Origin of the sequence: Streptomyces dengpaensis (assembly GCF_002946835.1) — a bacterium.
GTDB classification, from domain to species: domain Bacteria; phylum Actinomycetota; class Actinomycetes; order Streptomycetales; family Streptomycetaceae; genus Streptomyces; species Streptomyces dengpaensis.
This window is the reverse complement of record NZ_CP026652.1, coordinates 6775133-6792359: the sequence shown is the minus strand read 5'-3', so window position 1 is coordinate 6792359 and position 17227 is coordinate 6775133. Positions and strand designations below refer to the sequence as shown.

18 protein-coding genes are annotated in these 17227 nt (G+C 71.5%); 9 read left to right on the top strand and 9 right to left on the bottom strand.

All coding sequences use genetic code 11. The annotated features are described in order from the left end of the window. Positions 1-68: 68 nt before the first annotated feature. Both C4B68_RS31290 and C4B68_RS31285 read right to left on the bottom strand, forming a co-directional pair. The gene (locus tag C4B68_RS31290) at positions 69-1718 is read right to left on the bottom strand and encodes a solute symporter family protein (RefSeq protein WP_099504665.1); all 1650 of its coding nucleotides are present in this window, start codon (positions 1716-1718) and stop codon (positions 69-71) included. Beyond that, positions 1715-2071 (bottom strand): DUF485 domain-containing protein, encoded by a 357-nt coding sequence (locus tag C4B68_RS31285; protein ID WP_240634536.1) that lies wholly within the window; start codon positions 2069-2071, stop codon positions 1715-1717. The genes C4B68_RS31290 and C4B68_RS31285 overlap by 4 nt, the downstream gene beginning before the upstream one ends. A 401-nt stretch (positions 2072-2472) precedes the next feature. Between C4B68_RS31285 and C4B68_RS31280 the strand changes: the two genes are divergently transcribed. The 3 genes from C4B68_RS31280 (at position 2473) to C4B68_RS31270 (ending at position 6705) form a co-directional block, all read left to right on the top strand. Further along, positions 2473-3999, top strand: coding sequence for a S8 family serine peptidase (locus C4B68_RS31280; RefSeq protein WP_099504663.1), 1527 nt, complete (start codon positions 2473-2475; stop codon positions 3997-3999). A gap of 139 nt (positions 4000-4138) precedes the next feature. Further along, positions 4139-5539, top strand: a complete 1401-nt coding sequence (locus C4B68_RS31275; RefSeq protein WP_240634535.1) for a CoA transferase — start codon at positions 4139-4141, stop codon at positions 5537-5539. A 152-nt stretch (positions 5540-5691) separates the two neighbouring features. Then, positions 5692-6705 (top strand): CopD family protein, encoded by a 1014-nt coding sequence (locus tag C4B68_RS31270; protein WP_099504661.1) that lies wholly within the window; start codon positions 5692-5694, stop codon positions 6703-6705. A gap of 75 nt (positions 6706-6780) precedes the next feature. Here the strand turns inward: C4B68_RS31270 and C4B68_RS31265 are convergent, their stop codons facing one another. After that, on the bottom strand, positions 6781-7476 hold the full coding sequence (locus tag C4B68_RS31265) for a lysoplasmalogenase (protein ID WP_099504660.1): 696 nt from the start codon (positions 7474-7476) through the stop codon (positions 6781-6783). Then, positions 7473-8339: a sterol desaturase family protein gene (locus tag C4B68_RS31260; protein WP_099504659.1), complete on the bottom strand. Its 867-nt coding sequence runs from the start codon at positions 8337-8339 to the stop codon at positions 7473-7475. The genes C4B68_RS31265 and C4B68_RS31260 overlap by 4 nt, the downstream gene beginning before the upstream one ends. A gap of 256 nt (positions 8340-8595) precedes the next feature. Between C4B68_RS31260 and C4B68_RS31255 the strand changes: the two genes are divergently transcribed. The 5 genes from C4B68_RS31255 to C4B68_RS31235 all read left to right on the top strand — a co-directional run bounded on the left by C4B68_RS31255 (position 8596) and on the right by C4B68_RS31235 (position 13616). Further along, on the top strand, positions 8596-9597 hold the full coding sequence (locus C4B68_RS31255; RefSeq protein ID WP_099504658.1) for a DEDDh family exonuclease: 1002 nt from the start codon (positions 8596-8598) through the stop codon (positions 9595-9597). Positions 9598-9773: 176 nt separating this feature from the next. Beyond that, a complete protein-coding gene (locus tag C4B68_RS31250) occupies positions 9774-10007 on the top strand; it encodes a hypothetical protein (protein WP_054232337.1) in 234 nt (77 codons plus the stop codon). A 93-nt stretch (positions 10008-10100) separates the two neighbouring features. Continuing rightward, positions 10101-10889: an SURF1 family cytochrome oxidase biogenesis protein gene (locus C4B68_RS31245; RefSeq protein ID WP_099504657.1), complete on the top strand. Its 789-nt coding sequence runs from the start codon at positions 10101-10103 to the stop codon at positions 10887-10889. A 175-nt stretch (positions 10890-11064) separates the two neighbouring features. After that, on the top strand, positions 11065-12855 hold the full coding sequence (locus C4B68_RS31240) for a glycoside hydrolase family 15 protein (protein ID WP_099504656.1): 1791 nt from the start codon (positions 11065-11067) through the stop codon (positions 12853-12855). Between the two features lie 5 nt (positions 12856-12860). After that, on the top strand, positions 12861-13616 hold the full coding sequence (locus C4B68_RS31235; protein ID WP_099504655.1) for an SDR family oxidoreductase: 756 nt from the start codon (positions 12861-12863) through the stop codon (positions 13614-13616). Positions 13617-13882: 266 nt separating this feature from the next. Here C4B68_RS31235 and amaP read toward each other — a convergent pair whose 3' ends face one another. From amaP to C4B68_RS31210, 5 genes are all read right to left on the bottom strand, one after another. Beyond that, complete coding sequence (gene amaP / locus C4B68_RS31230) at positions 13883-14470, bottom strand: alkaline shock response membrane anchor protein AmaP (protein WP_180289336.1); 588 nt, start codon at positions 14468-14470, stop codon at positions 13883-13885. Next, entirely contained in the window at positions 14467-15150 is a 684-nt protein-coding gene (locus C4B68_RS31225) for a DUF6286 domain-containing protein (RefSeq protein WP_099504653.1), read from the bottom strand. Before C4B68_RS31225 ends, amaP begins: the two co-directional genes overlap by 4 nt. Further along, positions 15147-15530: an Asp23/Gls24 family envelope stress response protein gene (locus C4B68_RS31220; RefSeq protein ID WP_099504652.1), complete on the bottom strand. Its 384-nt coding sequence runs from the start codon at positions 15528-15530 to the stop codon at positions 15147-15149. The genes C4B68_RS31225 and C4B68_RS31220 overlap by 4 nt, the downstream gene beginning before the upstream one ends. Positions 15531-15533: 3 nt before the next feature. Beyond that, positions 15534-15719, bottom strand: a complete 186-nt coding sequence (locus C4B68_RS31215) for a hypothetical protein (RefSeq protein ID WP_099504651.1) — start codon at positions 15717-15719, stop codon at positions 15534-15536. 109 nt (positions 15720-15828) lie between these two features. After that, positions 15829-16308 carry an Asp23/Gls24 family envelope stress response protein gene (locus C4B68_RS31210; protein WP_099504650.1) on the bottom strand — a complete coding sequence of 160 codons (480 nt, stop codon included), beginning with the start codon at positions 16306-16308 and terminating at the stop codon, positions 15829-15831. Between the two features lie 87 nt (positions 16309-16395). Between C4B68_RS31210 and C4B68_RS31205 the strand changes: the two genes are divergently transcribed. Further along, on the top strand, positions 16396-17112 hold the full coding sequence (locus C4B68_RS31205; RefSeq protein WP_099504649.1) for a nucleopolyhedrovirus P10 family protein: 717 nt from the start codon (positions 16396-16398) through the stop codon (positions 17110-17112). Positions 17113-17227 lie beyond the last annotated feature (115 nt).

Here is a 17227-nt window from a genome sequence, read left to right as displayed (position 1 = left end):
CCCATTCCTACGGCGTACGGCGCGGCCGCGTCGTAGGGATCTACGACGCGGCCGTCGAGGGGAACGAGTCAGTGCGCTCCGGTGCCCGTGAGGGAACGGACCTCCAGCTCGGCGTACTTGCCGGCGTCCGGCTCCTCCTTGGACAGGATCGTGCCCAGCCAGCCCAGCAGGAATCCGACCGGGATCGAGATGATGCCAGGGTTCTCCAGCCCGAACCAGTGGAAGTCGACGTCGGGGAACATCGAGGTGGGCTTGCCCGAGACCACGGGCGAGAACAGCACCAGGCCGACCGCCGTGGTGAGACCGCCGTAGATCGACCAGAGCGCTCCCTGCGTGGTGAACCGCTTCCAGAAGAGGCTGTAGAGGATCGTCGGCAGGTTGGCGGACGCGGCGACCGCGAAGGCGAGCGCGACCAGACCGGCGACGTTCAGGTCACGGGCGAGGGCGCCGAGGCCGATGGACACGGCACCGATGGCGATGGTCGCGTAGCGGGCGGCGCTGACCTCCTGCTTCTCTGTGGCCTGCCCCTTCTTGATGACGTTCGCGTAGATGTCGTGCGCGAACGAGGAGGACGAGGCCAGCGTCAGACCGGCGACGACCGCGAGGATCGTGGCGAAGGCGACGGCGGAGATGGAGGCGAGCAGGATGGCGCCCCAGCTGGAATCGACGCCTCCCAGGTGCAGTGCGAGCAGGGGTGCCGCCGTGTTGCCCGCCTTGTTGGAGGCGATGATCTCGTCCGGTTTGATCAGCGCGGCGGCGCCGAAGCCGAGGGCGAGGGTCATCAGGTAGAAGCTGCCGATGAGGGCGATCGCCCAGTTCACCGACTTCCGCGCGGTCTTGGCCGTGGGCACCGTGTAGAAGCGGATCAGGATGTGCGGCAGGCCCGCGGTGCCCAGGACCAGCGCCATGCCCAGGGAGATGAAGTCCAGCTTGGTCAGGGACGAGAGGCCGTACTTGAGGCCGGGCTCCAGGAAGGGAGCGCCCTTGCCGCTGTTGTCGGCCGCCGAGCCGAGCAGGTCGGAGATGTTGAAGTTGAACTTCAGCAGCACCAGGAAGGTGAGCAGCAGGGCGCCGGCCATCAGCAGCACCGCCTTGACCATCTGCACCCAGGTGGTGCCCTTCATCCCGCCGACGGTGACGTACACGATCATCAGGACGCCGACCAGGGCGACGATGCCGATCTTGCCGCCGTCGCTGGTGATGCCGAGGAGCAGCGAGACCAGGACGCCCGCGCCCGCCATCTGGGCCAGCAGGTAGAAGATCGACACCACGATCGTGGAGGTGCCCGCCGCCGTACGGACCGGGCGCTGGCGCATGCGGTACGCGAGGACGTCGCCCATCGTGTAGCGGCCGGAGTTGCGCAGCGGCTCGGCGACCAGGAGCAGGGCGACGAGCCAGGCGACCAGGAAGCCGATGGAGTACAGGAAGCCGTCGTACCCGAAGAGGGCGATGGCGCCGGCGATGCCGAGGAAGGACGCGGCGGACATGTAGTCACCGGAGACGGCCAGGCCGTTCTGGAAGCCGGTGAACTGCCGTCCGCCGGCGTAGAAGTCGGCGGCGTCCTTGGTCTGGCGACCCGCCCATACGGTGATGACGAGGGTCGCGACGACGAACACCGCGAACAGGGTGATGATCAGCGGCCGGTGCTCACTGGCCTCACCGGCGGCCAGGAAGGACCGCTCACCGGCGGCCAGGACAGTCGTCTGAACGGGACTCATGCGCCGTCCTCCATGCGGGACTTGATGGCCTCGGCCTTGGGGTCGAGCTTCGCGGCGGCGTGCCGCGCGTACCACCAGGCGATGAGGAACGTGGTGAGGAACTGGGCGAGTCCGAGCACCAGGGCGACATTGATGTTGCCGAACACCTTGGTGCCCATGAAGTCGCCCGCGTAGTTCGAGAGCAGGACGTACAGCAAGTACCAGACGATGAAGCCGACGGTCAGCGGGAAGGCGAAGGAGCGGTAGGAGCGGCGCAGTTCACCGAACTCCGCGCTCTCCTGCATCTCGATGAACTCCTCGGTGGAGGGGAGATGGGTTCCGGCTTCCGGAGGTGGTGGTGCGTCGGTGACCACGGTGTCTCCTCGCGTTGCGGGTGCGACGGTGGACGGGGCGGGACTCGGTACGGACATGCGATCTGACTTACGGTCTGACATTGGGTCCGACATTGGCTCTGACATGCGGTTTTGACCTCACAATGACGTGGATCACGTGACCGGGAACGACGGCTCGGCTCCCTACGTGATCCAACGGGGGGCTCGATCGTCCTCGGGCTCCCTGCTCAACGTCACGGCGCCACGCGTGGACCGGTTCAACTCCCCCGGCTTCTTTCGAAGTCGTCTTCAGAACATCGCCGGAAGTCATTGCTGGCCAGGTCGGGCGCGGGATAGCTTCGGCCTGCACCACTCCGTCATGTACCTGCCCGGGCACCACCTGTGTTCGGGCAGCTTCGTTTTCCGGATGATGTGGAGATCCCATGGCTCATCTGCGGTCCAGACGCCGCCTCGCCCTCGCGGTGCCGGTCGTTCTGTCGCTCACCGCCTCGCTCGGCTTCCTGCCGGGCGTCGCGTCGGCCGCCCCGCGCACGGCGCCCGCCGCGACGAACGCGGACAGCCCGAAAATGGCGTACGTGGTCAACACCAGCACGGATCACCGCACGATCGCGGCGGTGAAGAAAGCGATCGCGGCGGCCGACGGCACCGTCGTCATCGCGTACGAGAAGATCGGCGTGATCGTCGTCCACTCCGCCAACCCGGACTTCGGGAAGCAGATGCGCGCGGTGCGCGGAGTGCAGTCGGCGGGTGCGACCCGGACGGCGCCGCTGGCGCCCGTGGGGACGACGGACGAGGGCGCGGTGCAGATGCTGTCGGCCGCGGAGGCTGCCAAGGTCGCGCGGAGCGCCACGGCGGGCGAGGAGCCCCTCGAGGCCGACCAGTGGGACCTGCGGGCCATCGGAGCCGACAAGGCCGCGAAGATCAACCCGGGCAGCGAGAACGTGACCGTCGCCGTGATCGACACCGGCGTCGACGACACCCACCCGGACATCGCCCCGAACTTCTCCGCCTCGCAGTCCGCGAACTGCGTGGGCGGCAAGCCGGACACCACGTACGGCTCCTGGCGTCCGGTGGACGCCGACCACTACCACGGCACGCATGTCGCGGGCGAGATCGCCGCGGCCCGCAACGGCGTCGGTGTCGCCGGTGTGGCGCCCGGTGCGAAGGTCGCGGGCATCACGGTGGCCGAGCCGGACGCGGGCCAGCTCTTCTTCCCGGAGAGCGTCGTCTGCGCCTTCGTGTTCGCCGCCGACCACGGCGTCGAGATCACCAACAACAGCTACTACGTCGACCCGTGGCTGTACAACTGCGTGGACGACCCCGATCAGCGCGCCATTGTCGACGCGGTCAACAGGGCCCAGCTGTACGCCCAGAAGAAGGGCACCCTCAACGTCGCGGCGGCGGGCAACTCCAACCACGACCTCGACTCGGACGCGATCGTCGACGAGTCCAGCCCCGACGACTCGACGCCGGTCACCCGCACGATCGACCCGCACGAGTGCTTCGACGTGCCGACCCAGCTGCCGGGCGTCGTCACGGTCAGCTCGACCGGCGTCAAGAGCGCCAAGTCGTACTTCTCCAGCTACGGCGACGGTGTCATCGATGTCGCGGCGCCGGGCGGCGACAGGTTCCAGATCCCCGACACGCCGTCGAAGAACGGCCGCATCCTCTCCACCATGCCGAACAACCAGTACGGCTTCCTGCAGGGCACGTCGATGGCGACGCCGCACGTGGCGGGTGTCGCGGCGCTGCTGAAGTCCAAGTACCACTGGGCCTCTCCGGCGCAGCTCCAGGCGCTGCTGAAGGCCCAGGCGGACAACCCGGGCTGCCCGGCCGACCCGTACGACGGGAACGGCGACGGCGTCGTGGACGCCACCTGCGAGGGCGGCGAGCGTGTGAACGGTTTCTACGGATTCGGAATCGTCAACGCGCTGCGAGCGGTCAAGTAGCCCAGCGCCTCACCCGCGCCGCCGGCGCCATGGCTGTCCCGAGCGGATGGCCATGGCGCCGGGCGGGGAGCCGACGGCGACGAAGAAAGCGTCACTGGGCGCCTGCCCTGTTGATCGAGTTCACCGGCATAGTGCGGGTATGACGCGTTCACCGATGGCTGTGGTGTGGAAGGGGCTGGGCGGAGACCCCGCGCTGCTCAACCGGGTTTCGACCGTAGTGCGTGGGGATGCGCTGGAAGCCCGGCTGCCTGTACGGGAGTTGGCGCGGGCCTGTGTGGGCGCGTGCGCGCTGGCGGCATCCGAGCTGGCAGCACGGCGGACCGGTCTCGCGAAGGTGCCGCGCGTGACGGTGGACGACGGAGCCGTGGCCACCGCTTTCGTCAGCGAGCGGCATCTGCTGCTGGGCGGGCGCGCGCCGGTCAGCTTCGCGCCGCTGTCGCGGTTCTGGCGGGCGGCGGACGGCTGGGTCCGGACGCACGCGAACTATCCGCATCACCGGGCGCGGCTGCTCCGCGCGTTGGGACTGGCGGACGACGCGACCGTGGAGGACATGGCGCGTCTGCTCGCCGAGCGGTCCGCGCGGGAGGTGGAGATGACGGTGTACGCCGCCGGCGGCCTCGCCGTCGCGCTGCGCACGGCCGAGGAGTGGGCCGCGCACGAGCAGGGAGTCGCGGTGGCCGAGCGGCCGTTGGTCGAGCGCGACCGGGTGGGCAGCACGCGCGCGCGGGTACGCGCCCCGCTCGACGGCGATCCGCTGCTGCCCGCCGCCGGGGTGCGCGTCCTGGACCTGAGCCGGGTCATCGCGGGCCCGGTCGCCACCCGCACGCTCGCCCTGCTGGGGGCGGACGTGCTGCGCCTGGACGCGCCGCACCTGCCGGAAGACCCGGACGCGCACGCGGACACGGGCTTCGGGAAGCGGTCGGCGAGGCTGGACCTGACGACCGGCCGGCGCACCTTCGACGAACTGCTCGCGGCGGCGGACGTCGTCGTCACCGGGTACCGCCCGGGTGCCCTGGACCGGTTCGGGCTCTCGCCCGAGGCGCTGGCCGAGCGCAGGCCCGGGCTGATCGTGGCGCAGTTGTCGGCGTGGGGGGCGTACGGGCCGTGGGGTGAGCGGCGGGGATTCGACAGCCTGGTGCAGGCGGCCACCGGGATCGCCGCGACGGAGGGGTCGCCGGAGCGGCCGGGTGCGCTGCCCGCGCAGGCCCTCGACCACGGGACGGGGTATCTCCTGGCGGCGGCCGTGCTGCGCGCGCTGGCCGAGCAGTCGGAGCAAGGGGACGGCCGCGTCGTACGGCTGGCGCTGGCGCGGACCGCGGCGTGGCTCACCGCCGGGATCGAGCGGGGTGAGGCGGGGCGCGTCGATTCCGGCGCGGCGGACGTCCTGGGGTACGACCGGCCGGATGCCTGGCTCGCCGAGCGGGACAGCGGGTTCGGGCGCCTGCGGTACGCCCTGCCGCCGGTCTCCTTCGCGGGCGGGCCCGCCGACTGGGCACGGCCGCCGGGGCCTTGGGGGACGGACGCGGCGCGATGGGCGTGAGCCGGGGAGGGCGGGGATGGCGGGGTGGCTGATTCGCCCCCGGCGGGCCTGAGCCGCGGGGCGACCGTAAACATACCTATGGGCGGAATGGCGTTTCGCCAGTTGTTTCACCGCACTTGACCTGATCTGTGACTTCTGGCGAAGAACTTGAGGTGACCTTGATACGCCCGACAGCCGAGGTGGCGGACGCGAGCGAGCCGGCGCGGCGCCGGGCCGTCGGACGGGCCGTCGCCGTGCTCGCCCTGGTGGCCGTCGCGGCCCTGGTCCCCCTGCTCGGCCCGCGCACCGCACTGGACGGTACGGGCGAGGCCGCGGCCCCGGGCGCCGGCGGTATCGCCCTGCTGCGTACGGTCCTGTTCGCGGCGCTGTGCGTTCCCGCGGGCGAGCTGTTCGCGGCCCGGCTGGCCCGCCGTGTGCCCGGTGCTCCGTCGGGGGACGTACCGCGCAGCTGGGCGCCCTTCGCCGCTGCCGCCGGGTTCGTCGCGGCGCTGGGGCTCGCTTCCGTCGTGGCGACCGGCAATCTGCTGCCGAGCCGTCTCTCCGACGTGGACGTCGGCGGGCTCTACGAGACCCGGGACGGCAAGCTGGCGCTCCTGGAGGTCAACGCGTTCGTCGTGGCCGGGCTGTGCGCCCTCTCGCGGCGGCCGGTCACCCAGGTGTGGCCGCTGGCCGCCGTGGCCGTCGCGGAGGCGCTGCGCGCGCACCCCACGGCGGAGCACGGCCCGCTGGTCGGCTCCGGTCTGACGCTCGTTCACCTGACCTGCGCTGCACTGTGGGCGGGCGGTCTGCTGCACGTCCTGCGGATGCTGCGCAGGGGGCGTCCTTCGGAGGCCGGTGTCGCGCTGCTCGGCCTCTACGCGCGCGTGGCGGCCGTTCTGTTCGCGGCGATCACCGTCACGGGCACGTGGAGCGCGCTGCGCCGTATGCCGCCCGGCACGGTCCTGGACCAGCTGACCACGACGGCCTACGGGCGCGCCCTGCTCGCCAAGCTGCTCCTCGTGGCCGCCGTCGCCGTACTCGCCGTCCGCGCCCGCTTCCGCCTGCGCCGGGCCGCGGACCCGCTCAGCGCCTGCGCCCCCGCGCGTGCGGAGGTCGTGGCACTGGGCGTGGTCGTCGCGGTCTCGGGCGTGCTGACGGCTCTGCCACCGCCCATCAGATGGTCATGAGCCGGTGGCGACGGGCGCCTTGAGGGTGGCGCGCAGGACGCGGGGCCTGTTCGCGCGGGACGACGGTGGATGCGCTCAGGGGGTGGTTGAGCGCATCGCACCGTGCGCCGCCGCTGGCGCGGACCGCGCGCCGAGGCTGCCCAGCACACCGCGGACCAGCAGGAACTGGGCCGCGGCGTACGTGAGCATGATCCAGAGGTCCGGTCTCGGGAGCTGGGGCCGGTCGGCGACTCCGGTGGCGATGAGCGCGTCGGAGAGCATGAACAGGGCGCCGCCGAGACCCGCGACGAACCCGAGCCTCGTGGCCCCGTACGCCATCGCGGTCAGCAGCAGGCTGTAGCCCGCGACGGGGACGCGGAGGTCTGCGGGGAGGTCGGGCCACAGGAGGGTGACGGTGACGACCAGGGCGACGGCGTACCCGCCCGCGAGCCAGGCGCCACGCGCGCGTGGAGCCCCGTTTTCGCGCAGGGGCCCGCTGTTCCGGAACAGCAGCAGGTAGCAGACGTGCCCCGCCGCGAACGACGTCATCCCCATGAGGAACGCCGCGTCGGCGTCGGACAGGAGCAGTACGTCGCCGCCCCAGCCGCACAGCAGGGCGGCGACCAGGAGCCGCGGGCCCCCGCGTACGACCACGTGGGCCGCGAGCAGGGGCATCAGGAGGGGCTTGGCGACCGTGTGCCCGGCGTCGAACCCGGCGGCGAGCGAGACGAGGTCCACGACCGCCGCGAGGGCGAAGGCACCGAGCAGCACGCGCCCGTGGCGCTCGTTCACGCGACGGGCTCCTCGACCGGCTGGTCCGGCGCGGCCACCGGCTGCCAGCCGGGCCCCCGGAACACCCGCCCCGCCCGCTCGCGCCAACTCGCCGCCGCCTTCAGGTCCCTGGCGATGGAGACATACTCATGGGTGGCCACGCGCAGCGGGTTGTAGGTGGTGATGTTCTTGGTGAGCCCGTAGACGGGCCGCTCGGTCTCCAGGACGAACGATCCGAAGAGCCGGTCCCAGACGATGAGGATCCCCCCGAAGTTGCGGTCCAGATAGCCGCCTTGGGAGGCGTGATGGACGCGGTGGTGCGAGGGCGTGTTGAAGACGAACTCGAACCACCGGGGCATCCTGTCGATCCGCTCGGTGTGGATCCAGAACTGGTAGACGAGGTTCGCCGACGAGCAGAAGGCGAGCGCCGCGGGATGCACACCGAGGGCGATGAGCGGGAGGTAGAAGGGCCACACGGTGAGCGATGTCCACGGCTGGCGCAGTGCGGTGGTGAGGTTGAACTTCCGGCTGGAGTGGTGGACGACGTGGCAGGCCCACAGGATGCGGATGACGTGGTGCCCGCGGTGGGACCAGTAGTAGAAGAAGTCCTGCGCGAGCAGCATCAGCGGCACGGTCCACCACAGGACGGGCACGCGAAGCGGCGTCAGCTCGTAGACCGCCGTGTAGATGGCGACGATCGGGATCTTCCACAGGAAGTCGAACGCGAGACTCCCGAGTCCCATGCCGACACTCGCCGCGGCGTCCTTCGCCTCGTACCCTGCCGCGTCCTCGTCCGGGTGGATCCGGACGCTCACCATCTCGATCACGGTGAGCAGCACAAAGGCGGGTATCGACCACAGCACGACATCGGGCAGGTTCGGCATGGATGCACCGTAGAGCCGTCGGCAGGCTGCGGCTAGAGGTTGTTACCGACAAGTATTACCGGCGGTACGCGCTTGCTTCTTGGTGATCTCCACCAAGGGGGAAGGGAGCGTTGGGCAGTACGCTCCGTGTCGTACCGCCTGCCCCTGACGGGCCGTCACCCCACGCGCGCGTGGCCACGTCGCGGGCCCGTGACGGCTCTCCTTTGCGGGAAGCCGACGGCCGGACTGTCAGTCACGGCCCGTATCCTCAGGGACCATGCTCGAAGACCTCACGACCGCAGCGCCCCCAGCCTCCTGGCCGGCCGCGTATCCGCAGGGGTACGCGGTCGTCGACGTGGAGACCACAGGCCTGGCCCGCGACGACCGGATCATCTCGGCCGCCGTCTACCGGCTGGACGCGCGCGGCGAGGTCGAGGACCACTGGTACACGATGGTCAACCCGGAGCGTGACCCGGGCCCGGTGTGGATCCACGGCCTGACGAGCGACGTGCTCGAAGGGGCGCCGCTCTTCCAGGACATCGCCGAGGACTTCGCCGCCCACCTCGCCGACCGTGTGCTCGTCGCGCACAACGCTGTCTTCGACTGGTCGATGATCGCGCGGGAGTACGCGCGCGCGGAGCGCGAGGCGCCGGTGCGTCAGCGGCTGTGCACCATCGCGCTGTCCAAGGAGTTGGAGCTGCCGCTGCCCAACCACAAGCTGGAGTCGCTGGCCGCGCACTTCGGCGTCGTACAGCGGCGGGCGCACCACGCGCTGGACGACGCGCGCGTGCTGGCCGAGGCGTTCCGGCCGAGCCTGCGGGCCGCCATGAGCAAGGGTGTACGACTGCCGCTCCTTGAGTGCCGGCCGCTCAAGGAGTGGTCCGACTCCGCCGCGACGCCGCGCATCGGGCGGCAGGCCGGCGCTTACTCATCCGGGAGCGGTTACCCGTCCGGGAGTTGGCGCCCCTCACGCAAACGCCCTGCATGCCCCTATCCGAACCCAGGCCGGTACGAAGAGGGCAAACCGCTCAAGCAGGGCATGCGGGTCGCCTTCTCCGGGGACACCTCCGTCGACCGCGAACTGCTGGAGGACCGCGCCGTCGAGGCCGGGCTGCATGTCGCGACGAGCCTGTCCCGGCTCACCAGCCTGCTCGTCACCAACGATCCGGACTCCGGTACATCGAAGGCGGTCAGGGCCAGGCAGTTCGGGACGCCGGTGATCGACGAGGCGGCGTTCGGACAGCTGCTGCGCGATGTGGAGCCGGCGTCGGGTGCATGACGCGTGGTGCCCACGCCGGAGCATGCCGAGGGCCTGACGCGTGGTACCCACGCCGGTGCGTGCCGAGGGGAGCCCGCCTCGGGGCGCTACGGGCGTGAGCGTCAGACGGGTGATTGCCGGGCGACTCGCCCGGCGCCCGCTCGCCCGCGCCGCGTCGGCGCCTCACCCTGTGGCGCATGGCGAGATGTGAAGTCTGCGGCAATGACTACGGCATGACGTTCGAGGTGCACGCCCAGGGCGCGGTGCACGTCTTCGACTGCTTCTCCTGCGCGATCCACCGGATGGCCCCCATCTGCGAGCACTGTCGTGTCCAGATCATCGGCCAAGGCGTCGAGGTCGAGGGCCACTGGTTCTGCGGCGCGCACTGCGCCCGCGCGGAGGGGAAGGTGGGCATCATCGACAAGGTGTGACCCCGGGCTCCGGCCCAGGACACGGGGCTTCGGCACGGCCCTCGGCGGGACCCTCCCGCCGGGGGCCGAATCGTGCCGAGTACCGTCAATGGGGTGTACCGCTTCCTGTTGTCCCGGCAGTGGGTGATCCTCACCCTCGTGACCCTCGCGCTCATCCCGACGATGATCCGGCTGGGCTACTGGCAGTTGCACCGCCATGAGCACAGGATCGCGCTGAACGCGGTGATCTCCGACTCACTGGCCGCGAAGCCGGTGCCGGCCGAGTCGCTGACCGCGCCGGGGCAGCACGTCAGGCACGACGACCTGTATCGCCGCGTGACCGCGAAGGGGCACTTCGACACGGCGCACGAGGAGGTCGTACGCCGCCGCACCAACTCCGACGACGAGGTCGGCTACCACGTCCTGACCCCGTTCGTCCTCGAAGACGGCCGGGTCCTCGTCGTCAACCGGGGCTGGATCCCGGCGGACGGGGCGCAGACCGTCTTCCCGAAGATCCCCGCGCCCCCGAAGGGCGAGATCACCGTCACCGGTCGGCTCAAGGCCGACGAGACGACTGCCGACAGCGGCATCAAGAACGTGCGGGGGCTGCCCGACCGGCAGGTCATGCTGATCAACAGCGAGCAGCAGGCGCAGCGGCTCGGCAAGCAGGTCCTCGGCGGCTACATCGAGCAGACCGCGCCGGAGCCCAGCGGTGACTCCCCCGAGCTGATCCCCGACCCCGAGCACAACGACATCGGGCCGCACATGGCGTACGCGATCCAGTGGTGGCTGTTCTCGGCGGGCGTCCCGGTGGGCTGGGTCGTCCTGGTCCGCCGCGAGCGGCGTGACCGGGCGTCGGCCGCGACGGAGACCACGCCGGAAGCGGCCGCGGCGGCCGTGTAGCGCCCGGCGGCGCCGGGGCTGATCCGGGGAGGTTTTTCGCCCCCGCCGCCCCTGCCCTGCCCGTACCTGAGGGCTCCGCCCCCAGACCCCCGTATCGGCCTAACGGCCTCGTCCTCCAACGCCGGACGGGCTAAAAACCGATTGTTCCCGCTTCCCATCGGGAACTTCGCCCCACGTGCAACCACGCATCGAGGACTACGCGCTCATCGGGGACGAACAGACCGCCGCTCTGGTAGGTCGCGACGGATCCGTCGACTGGTTGTGTCTGCCGCGGTTCGACTCCGGGGCCTGCTTCGCCGCGCTCCTCGGCGACGCGGAGAACGGTCACTGGCGTATGGCGCCCAAGGGGGCGGGGCCTTGCACGCGGCGCGCTTACCGCCCGGACACGCTCGTGCTCGACACCGAGTGGGACACGGACGAGGGCTCGGTCCGGGTGACCGACCTGATGCCGCAACGCGACCGCGCCCCCGAACTCGTACGCATCATCGAAGGGCTGAGCGGCCGGGTGACGATGCGCGGCCTGCTCCGGCTGCGCTTCGACTACGGCTCGGTCGTGCCGTGGATGCGCCGGTCCGGCGGCCAGCGCGTGGCGATCGCGGGCCCGGACTCGGTGTGGCTGCGCAGCGAGCCGCCCGCGCGCACCTGGGGCAAGGACCTCAGTACCCACTCGGAGTTCACGGTCGCCGAGGGCGAGAAGGTCGCCTTCGTGCTGACCTGGCATCCCTCGCACGAGCCACGCCCTGCGCTGATCGACCCGCACGAGGCGCTGCGCGCCAGCGTCGCGGACTGGCAGGCCTGGGCAGCGCGCTGCCGTTACGACGGACCGCACCGGGACATCGTCATGCGCTCCCTGATCACCCTCAAGGCCCTCACCTACGCGCCGACGGGCGGGATCGTGGCCGCCCCCACCACCTCGCTGCCCGAAGAGCCGGGCGGTGTCCGCAACTGGGACTACCGCTACTGCTGGCTGCGCGACTCCACGCTCACGCTCGGCGCGCTCCTGGCGGTCGGCTACCAGGAGGAGGCCGAGGCCTGGCGCGACTGGCTGCTCCGCGCGGTCGCGGGCGACCCGGCGGACCTGCAGATCATGTACGGCATCGCCGGCGAGCGCCGCCTGTCCGAGTACGAGGTGCCGTGGCTGACCGGTTTCGGCCACTCGTACCCGGTCCGGGTCGGCAACGACGCCGCCACGCAGTTCCAGCTCGACGTGTACGGCGAGGTCATCGACTCGCTGTCGCTGGCGCGGCGTTCGGGCCTGCCGTTCAGGCCGCACATGTGGCGGGTGGAGTGCGCGCTGATGGAGTTCCTGCGAACGGCGTGGCGGCAGCCGGACGAGGGGATCTGGGAGGTGCGCGGCCCGCGCCGGAACTTCGTGTACTCGAAGGTGATGGCATGGGTGGCAGCCGACCGCGCCGTACGGACCCTGGAGTCCCACCCGAACCTCGTCGGCGATCTGGAGGGCTGGCGTGCGATGCGCGACGAGGTGCACCGGGAGGTGTGCGAGTACGGCTACGACCCCGAGCGGAACACCTTCACCCAGTTCTACGGCTCCAGCGAACTGGACGCCGCGCTCCTGCTCATCCCCCGCGTCGGCTTCCTGCCGCCCGACGATCCACGGGTCGTCGGCACGATCAAGGCGGTCCAGGAAGAGCTCGGCCGGGGCGCCCTCGTGCGCCGCTACAGCACCGAGGGGCCCGCTCTGGACGGACTGCCGGGCGGCGAGGGCGCCTTCCTCGTCTGCTCGTTCTGGCTCGCGGACGCGCTGCACATGACGGGCCGTACGCGGGAGGCCCACGAGATGTTCGAACGGCTGGTGGGGCTGGCCAACGACGTCGGCCTGCTGTCCGAGGAGTACGACCCCGTCGCCCGCCGGCAGCTCGGCAACTTCCCGCAGGCGTTCAGCCATATCGGCCTGGTGGGTACCGCCCTCGCCCTGTTCGCAGGCAGGGGTGGGCAGGCAGGATAGGGCCCATGGATCTTGGATTGAAGGACCGTGTGTACGTCGTCACGGGAGCCACCCGTGGCCTGGGCAACGCCACCGCGCGTGAACTCGTCGCCGACGGCGCGAAGGTGGTCGTGACGGGGCGCGACGAGAAGAGCGTCGCCGACGCCGCGTCCGCGCTCGGCCCGAACGCGGTGGGGGTCGCCGCCGACAACGCCGACCCGGAGACCGCGGCCCGGCTGATCGCGACCACCCGTGAGCACTTCGGCGGCTTCGACGGCGTCCTGATCAGCGTCGGCGGCCCGCCGCCCGGGTTCGTCACCGACAACACGGACGAGCAGTGGGCGGCCTCGTTCGAGTCGGTCTTCCTGGGCGCGGTGCGGCTGGCCCGCACGGCCGCCGCAGAGCTCGGCGAGGGCGGTGTCATCGGATTCGTGCTCTCCGGCTCGGTGCACGAACCGATCCCCGGCCTGACCATCTCCAACGGTCTGCGCCCCGGCCTCGCGGGCTTCGCCAAGTCCCTCGCGGACGAGCTGGGTCCGCGCGGCCTGCGCGTCGTCGGACTGCTCCCGGCCCGTATCGACACCGACCGCGTCCGCGAGCTCGACGGCCTCTCCGCCGATCCGGAGGCCACCCGCGCGGCCAACGAGGCCCGCATTCCGCTGCGCCGCTACGGCACCCCGGAGGAGTTCGGCCGTACGGCCGCGTTCCTGCTCTCGCCGGCGGCGTCGTACCTCACCGGCATCATGCTGCCGGTGGACGGCGGGATGCGGCACGGGTTCTAGGGTCTGTCTTTCGGATCACGCCGACTTCGGGATGCGCTGCCTCATCGCCGCCGGTGAGCGGGGTCTGGTGCGTGCAGCTGCAAGGCGGAGGAGGGCGACAACGCGATGGGGGTCCCCCGCTCGAGCGAAGCCGAGAGTGGGGGAGTTGGCAACCGACGACAACGCGGCAGATGTGCGTGCCAGACCCCGCGGCCCAGGCGTGATCCGAAAGACAGGCCCTAGGGCGGCACGGGTTCCAGGCGGCCGAAAGGGCTCGGCTCGGGACGTCAGCTCACCCGCTCGGCACGGTGTTTGACCCCGCGGAGGCGTACCTCCGCGGGGAGCGCGGCGAGGCCCGCCGAGTCCCGGGCGTGCGCGAGCGCCTCGGCCGTCAGCAGGTGCAGGGCCGCGCCCGGGTCCACATGCGGTTCCACCAGGAGCCGCACACGCGCCTCGGGGGTGCTGCGGCGGCCGGTCAGCAGGACGTGCGCCTGCGCGACGCCGTCCAACTGCCGTGCCTCGGAGGCCAGTACGCCCTCCAGGGCGCGCCCGCGCAGCAGCGCGCCCTCCCCGTCGCCGGTGTCGACGAGCACCTCGGCGAGCCGGCGCCGCCGCAGCACGGCGGCCAGCCACCACAGGGCGAGCAGGACGAGGACCGCGAGGGCGGCGACGACGGTCGGCCACCACCAGCCGTCGTCGCGCCAGCGGGTCCGCTCCGCGTAGCTGAGCAGCACATCCTTGCGTCCGTCGTGGATCCACCACGGGGGCGGCTTCAGACCGAGGCCGACGGCCAGCACGGAGCCGCCGAGGGCGACCAGGGCGAGCCCGATGATCCCGATCAGTACGCGGTTGACGATCCGCAACACCGCCCTCACCCCTTCCGTCCGGGCCGCCGGACGTGCACCGACATCGAAAGCGACCGGGTCAGCCCGAGCCCCCGGATGCCGTCGGCGACCGTGGCGTCCAAGTCGGCGCGTACGTCGTCGAGTTCACGGAAGTGCGAGACCGCGCGGACGTCGACCTTCCTGCGCCCCACACGGACCCGGACCGACTGCACCCCGGCGACCTCCATGGCCCGGTCGCGCAACGTCATCGCGGCGGCCCCCCGGTGCAGCCCGGCCCGCACGTCGGCGTGGGTGCGACGCATCGGCAGGATCTCGCGCAGTCCGGGCGTGGCGGCGAGGACGAGCAGCCAGATCCCGAGGGCCGCCGCCACTCCCGCGCCGACGAGCACCCAGGTGTCGTCAAGGGGCCGTTCGGCGAGCTGCCGGGCCAGCGCCCTGCGCCAGTGCATGGCGGGACGGTCGGCGCGTACGGCCGAGACGTCGTACAGGAAGGCTCCCGCTACGACGAGGATCAGCACCGCGAGGATGCCCGCGGGGATGCGACGCGCGGACCAGAAACGCCCCTGGCCACCGTCTTCGTCGTCGACGGTGTGCAGCGGTTCGTAGCCCGCCGAGGACGTGGACTGGCCGAGCGCGCTCTGGGCCGATTTCTCCAGAACGGGCATGCCAGATGTGGGCCGGGTGCTCTCCGAGCCCTGGGGCTCGCTCATTGCGTCCTCCCCTGTGCCGCGCCGGGCGCATGCGTCAGATGCAGCCGTTCCACCTGGACGGCCACCTCCGGCACTTCCATCCCCGCCAACGTCCTTACCCGCTCGGCGACATGGCGACGCACCGCGCCGCACCGGCCACCGATGTCGGAGGGGTAGTCGAGTTCAAGACTGATGCGGACGCGGGCGCTTCCCTGGTGCACGACGACGCTCGCGTGCGGGCGCGCTGCATCCGGGGGCAGCTCCTCCACGGCCTCGCGTGCCGCCTGCCCGGCGATCTTCGCGACGACCCTGTCGGCGATCCGGGTCGCGCCCCGCTCGGCCGCCGCGACGACCGTGACGGGCCGTTGCGTCTCACCGAGACGGCCGGGCTCATCGGGCACGTGTCACCGCCGCCGGTCGTGACGACTACGGAAGAAGTCCCCCACATCCAGGTCGCCCTCCAGGAACCGCCCGGCGACGAAGCCGACGGCACCCAGGGCGGCCACCAGCAGGAAGGCCCCGAACCCCCCGAAGTACCCGGCGAAGCCCAGCGCCATTCCGGCGATCATGCCGATCACAGCCAAGCTCATGGTGCGCTCCTCAGCAGTTCGGTGGCCGGGTGGTCACGACGGTGCCGTGCCGCAGATGATCACCAGCAGGCGATGGCCTGACGATCACCGGCGTTCGGTGGCCGGGTGGTCACTCGAGCCGCGTCTCCGGCTCCTCTTCTTCTTCCTCCGGCAGCTTGACGTCACTCACGGCGATGTTGACCTCGACGACTTCAAGCCCGGTCATGCGCTCGACGGCCGCGATGACGTTCTCCCGTACGGCATGGGCGACGTCCGAGATCGAAACGCCGTAGTCGACGACGATCTCCAGGTCGAGCGCGGTCTGCTTCTCGCCGACCTCGGCCTTCACACCCCGCGTGACGGACTTCGAACCGCCGGGCACACGATCGCGCACCGCCCCGAAGGTCCGGCTCAGCCCGCTGCCCATCGCATGCACCCCGAGCACGTCGCGGGCCGCGAGCCCGGCGATCTTCTCCACCACACCGTCGGCGATCGTGGTCCGTCCCCGGGTGGCCGGATCTCCGCCGCCACGCCTGATGGGCTTACGGGTCTGCGGCGGCTCCAGCTCGCTGTCCGGGCTCTCCGTCCGGTTCCGCTCCATGTCAGTCATCGCCGTATGTCCCTTTCGGTCGTCCTCCTTCGCCCACAGTAAGCGGCGTTGCACGGCGGCGCGCCGGAGATACGGCAGGCTGGAGCAATGACCGCGGATCGGTGGAAGCAGCTTGTACGGCAGCAGCTCGCCCTCGGCAGACTGCTGCCCCTGGGCCTCCCGCGCGACGGCGCGTGGATCACGGAGGGGGCGGCCGAGTCGGTACTGCGGCGCGCGGCGGATCCCGTGCGCGGTGTGCGCCTCGGCGCGCTGCGGATCGCGCTCGCCGATCCGGACCAGACGTACGACCCCGCCGTGCCGCCTCCGCCCAGCGCGCTGCCGCCCGGTCCCCTGCGCGTCAGCGCCGAGTTCACGGCCGCGGCGGACCCCACGGCGCCGGGCATCGAACCCCTCCCGACGACAGCCTCCCGGCTCCGCCTGGCCCTGGCCGGGGCGGCGACGGAACGTCTGGGTCTGACGGTCACGGAGGTGGACCTACGGGTCACGGGCCTGTTGGAGGAGGACGACGCCTCCCCCGCGGTACGCCGGGACGCCCCGCCCCCGGCCCTCGACGAGTCACCGGTGGCGGCCGCCGCGCTGTCCGTCCCCGGCGTGACACACCTGACGGCCGCTCTGGGCCGCCCGGTACACATAGAGGACGTCACCGGCACGGATCCGGCCCTGCCACGCCGTCATGTCCGCGTGGAACTGGCGGTTTCGGCGGACGAGCGGACCGTGGACGTGGCAAGGGCCGTAAGGGCGACGATCACGGAGAACCTGCCGGACGCCCCGTCAGTGGCTGTGCTGGTAACCGCCGTGCACTAGCGACGCGTCAGTCAGGGGCGCGGGGCTGTGGCCCATGCGGCTCCGCCGCGTGGGTGCGACAAGCCCCCACGCGGCCGCGGTGGACCAAGGGCCTCAGATCCCGAGGGGCGCAAGC

Bases quoted from the DNA above. Each gene is read 5' to 3' on its own strand.
- C4B68_RS31290 (WP_099504665.1), bottom strand. From the start codon at position 1,718: ATGAGTCCCGTTCAGACGACTGTCCTGGCCGCCGGTGAGCGGTCCTTC.
- C4B68_RS31280 (WP_099504663.1), top strand. From the start codon at position 2,473: ATGGCTCATCTGCGGTCCAGACGCCGCCTCGCCCTCGCGGTGCCGGTC.
- C4B68_RS31275 (WP_240634535.1), top strand. From the start codon at position 4,139: ATGACGCGTTCACCGATGGCTGTGGTGTGGAAGGGGCTGGGCGGAGAC.
- C4B68_RS31260 (WP_099504659.1), bottom strand. From the start codon at position 8,339: ATGCCGAACCTGCCCGATGTCGTGCTGTGGTCGATACCCGCCTTTGTG.
- C4B68_RS31255 (WP_099504658.1), top strand. From the start codon at position 8,596: ATGCTCGAAGACCTCACGACCGCAGCGCCCCCAGCCTCCTGGCCGGCC.
- C4B68_RS31250 (WP_054232337.1), top strand. From the start codon at position 9,774: ATGGCGAGATGTGAAGTCTGCGGCAATGACTACGGCATGACGTTCGAG.
- C4B68_RS31235 (WP_099504655.1), top strand. From the start codon at position 12,861: ATGGATCTTGGATTGAAGGACCGTGTGTACGTCGTCACGGGAGCCACC.
- C4B68_RS31225 (WP_099504653.1), bottom strand. From the start codon at position 15,150: ATGAGCGAGCCCCAGGGCTCGGAGAGCACCCGGCCCACATCTGGCATG.
- C4B68_RS31215 (WP_099504651.1), bottom strand. From the start codon at position 15,719: ATGAGCTTGGCTGTGATCGGCATGATCGCCGGAATGGCGCTGGGCTTC.
- C4B68_RS31210 (WP_099504650.1), bottom strand. From the start codon at position 16,308: ATGACTGACATGGAGCGGAACCGGACGGAGAGCCCGGACAGCGAGCTG.
- C4B68_RS31205 (WP_099504649.1), top strand. From the start codon at position 16,396: ATGACCGCGGATCGGTGGAAGCAGCTTGTACGGCAGCAGCTCGCCCTC.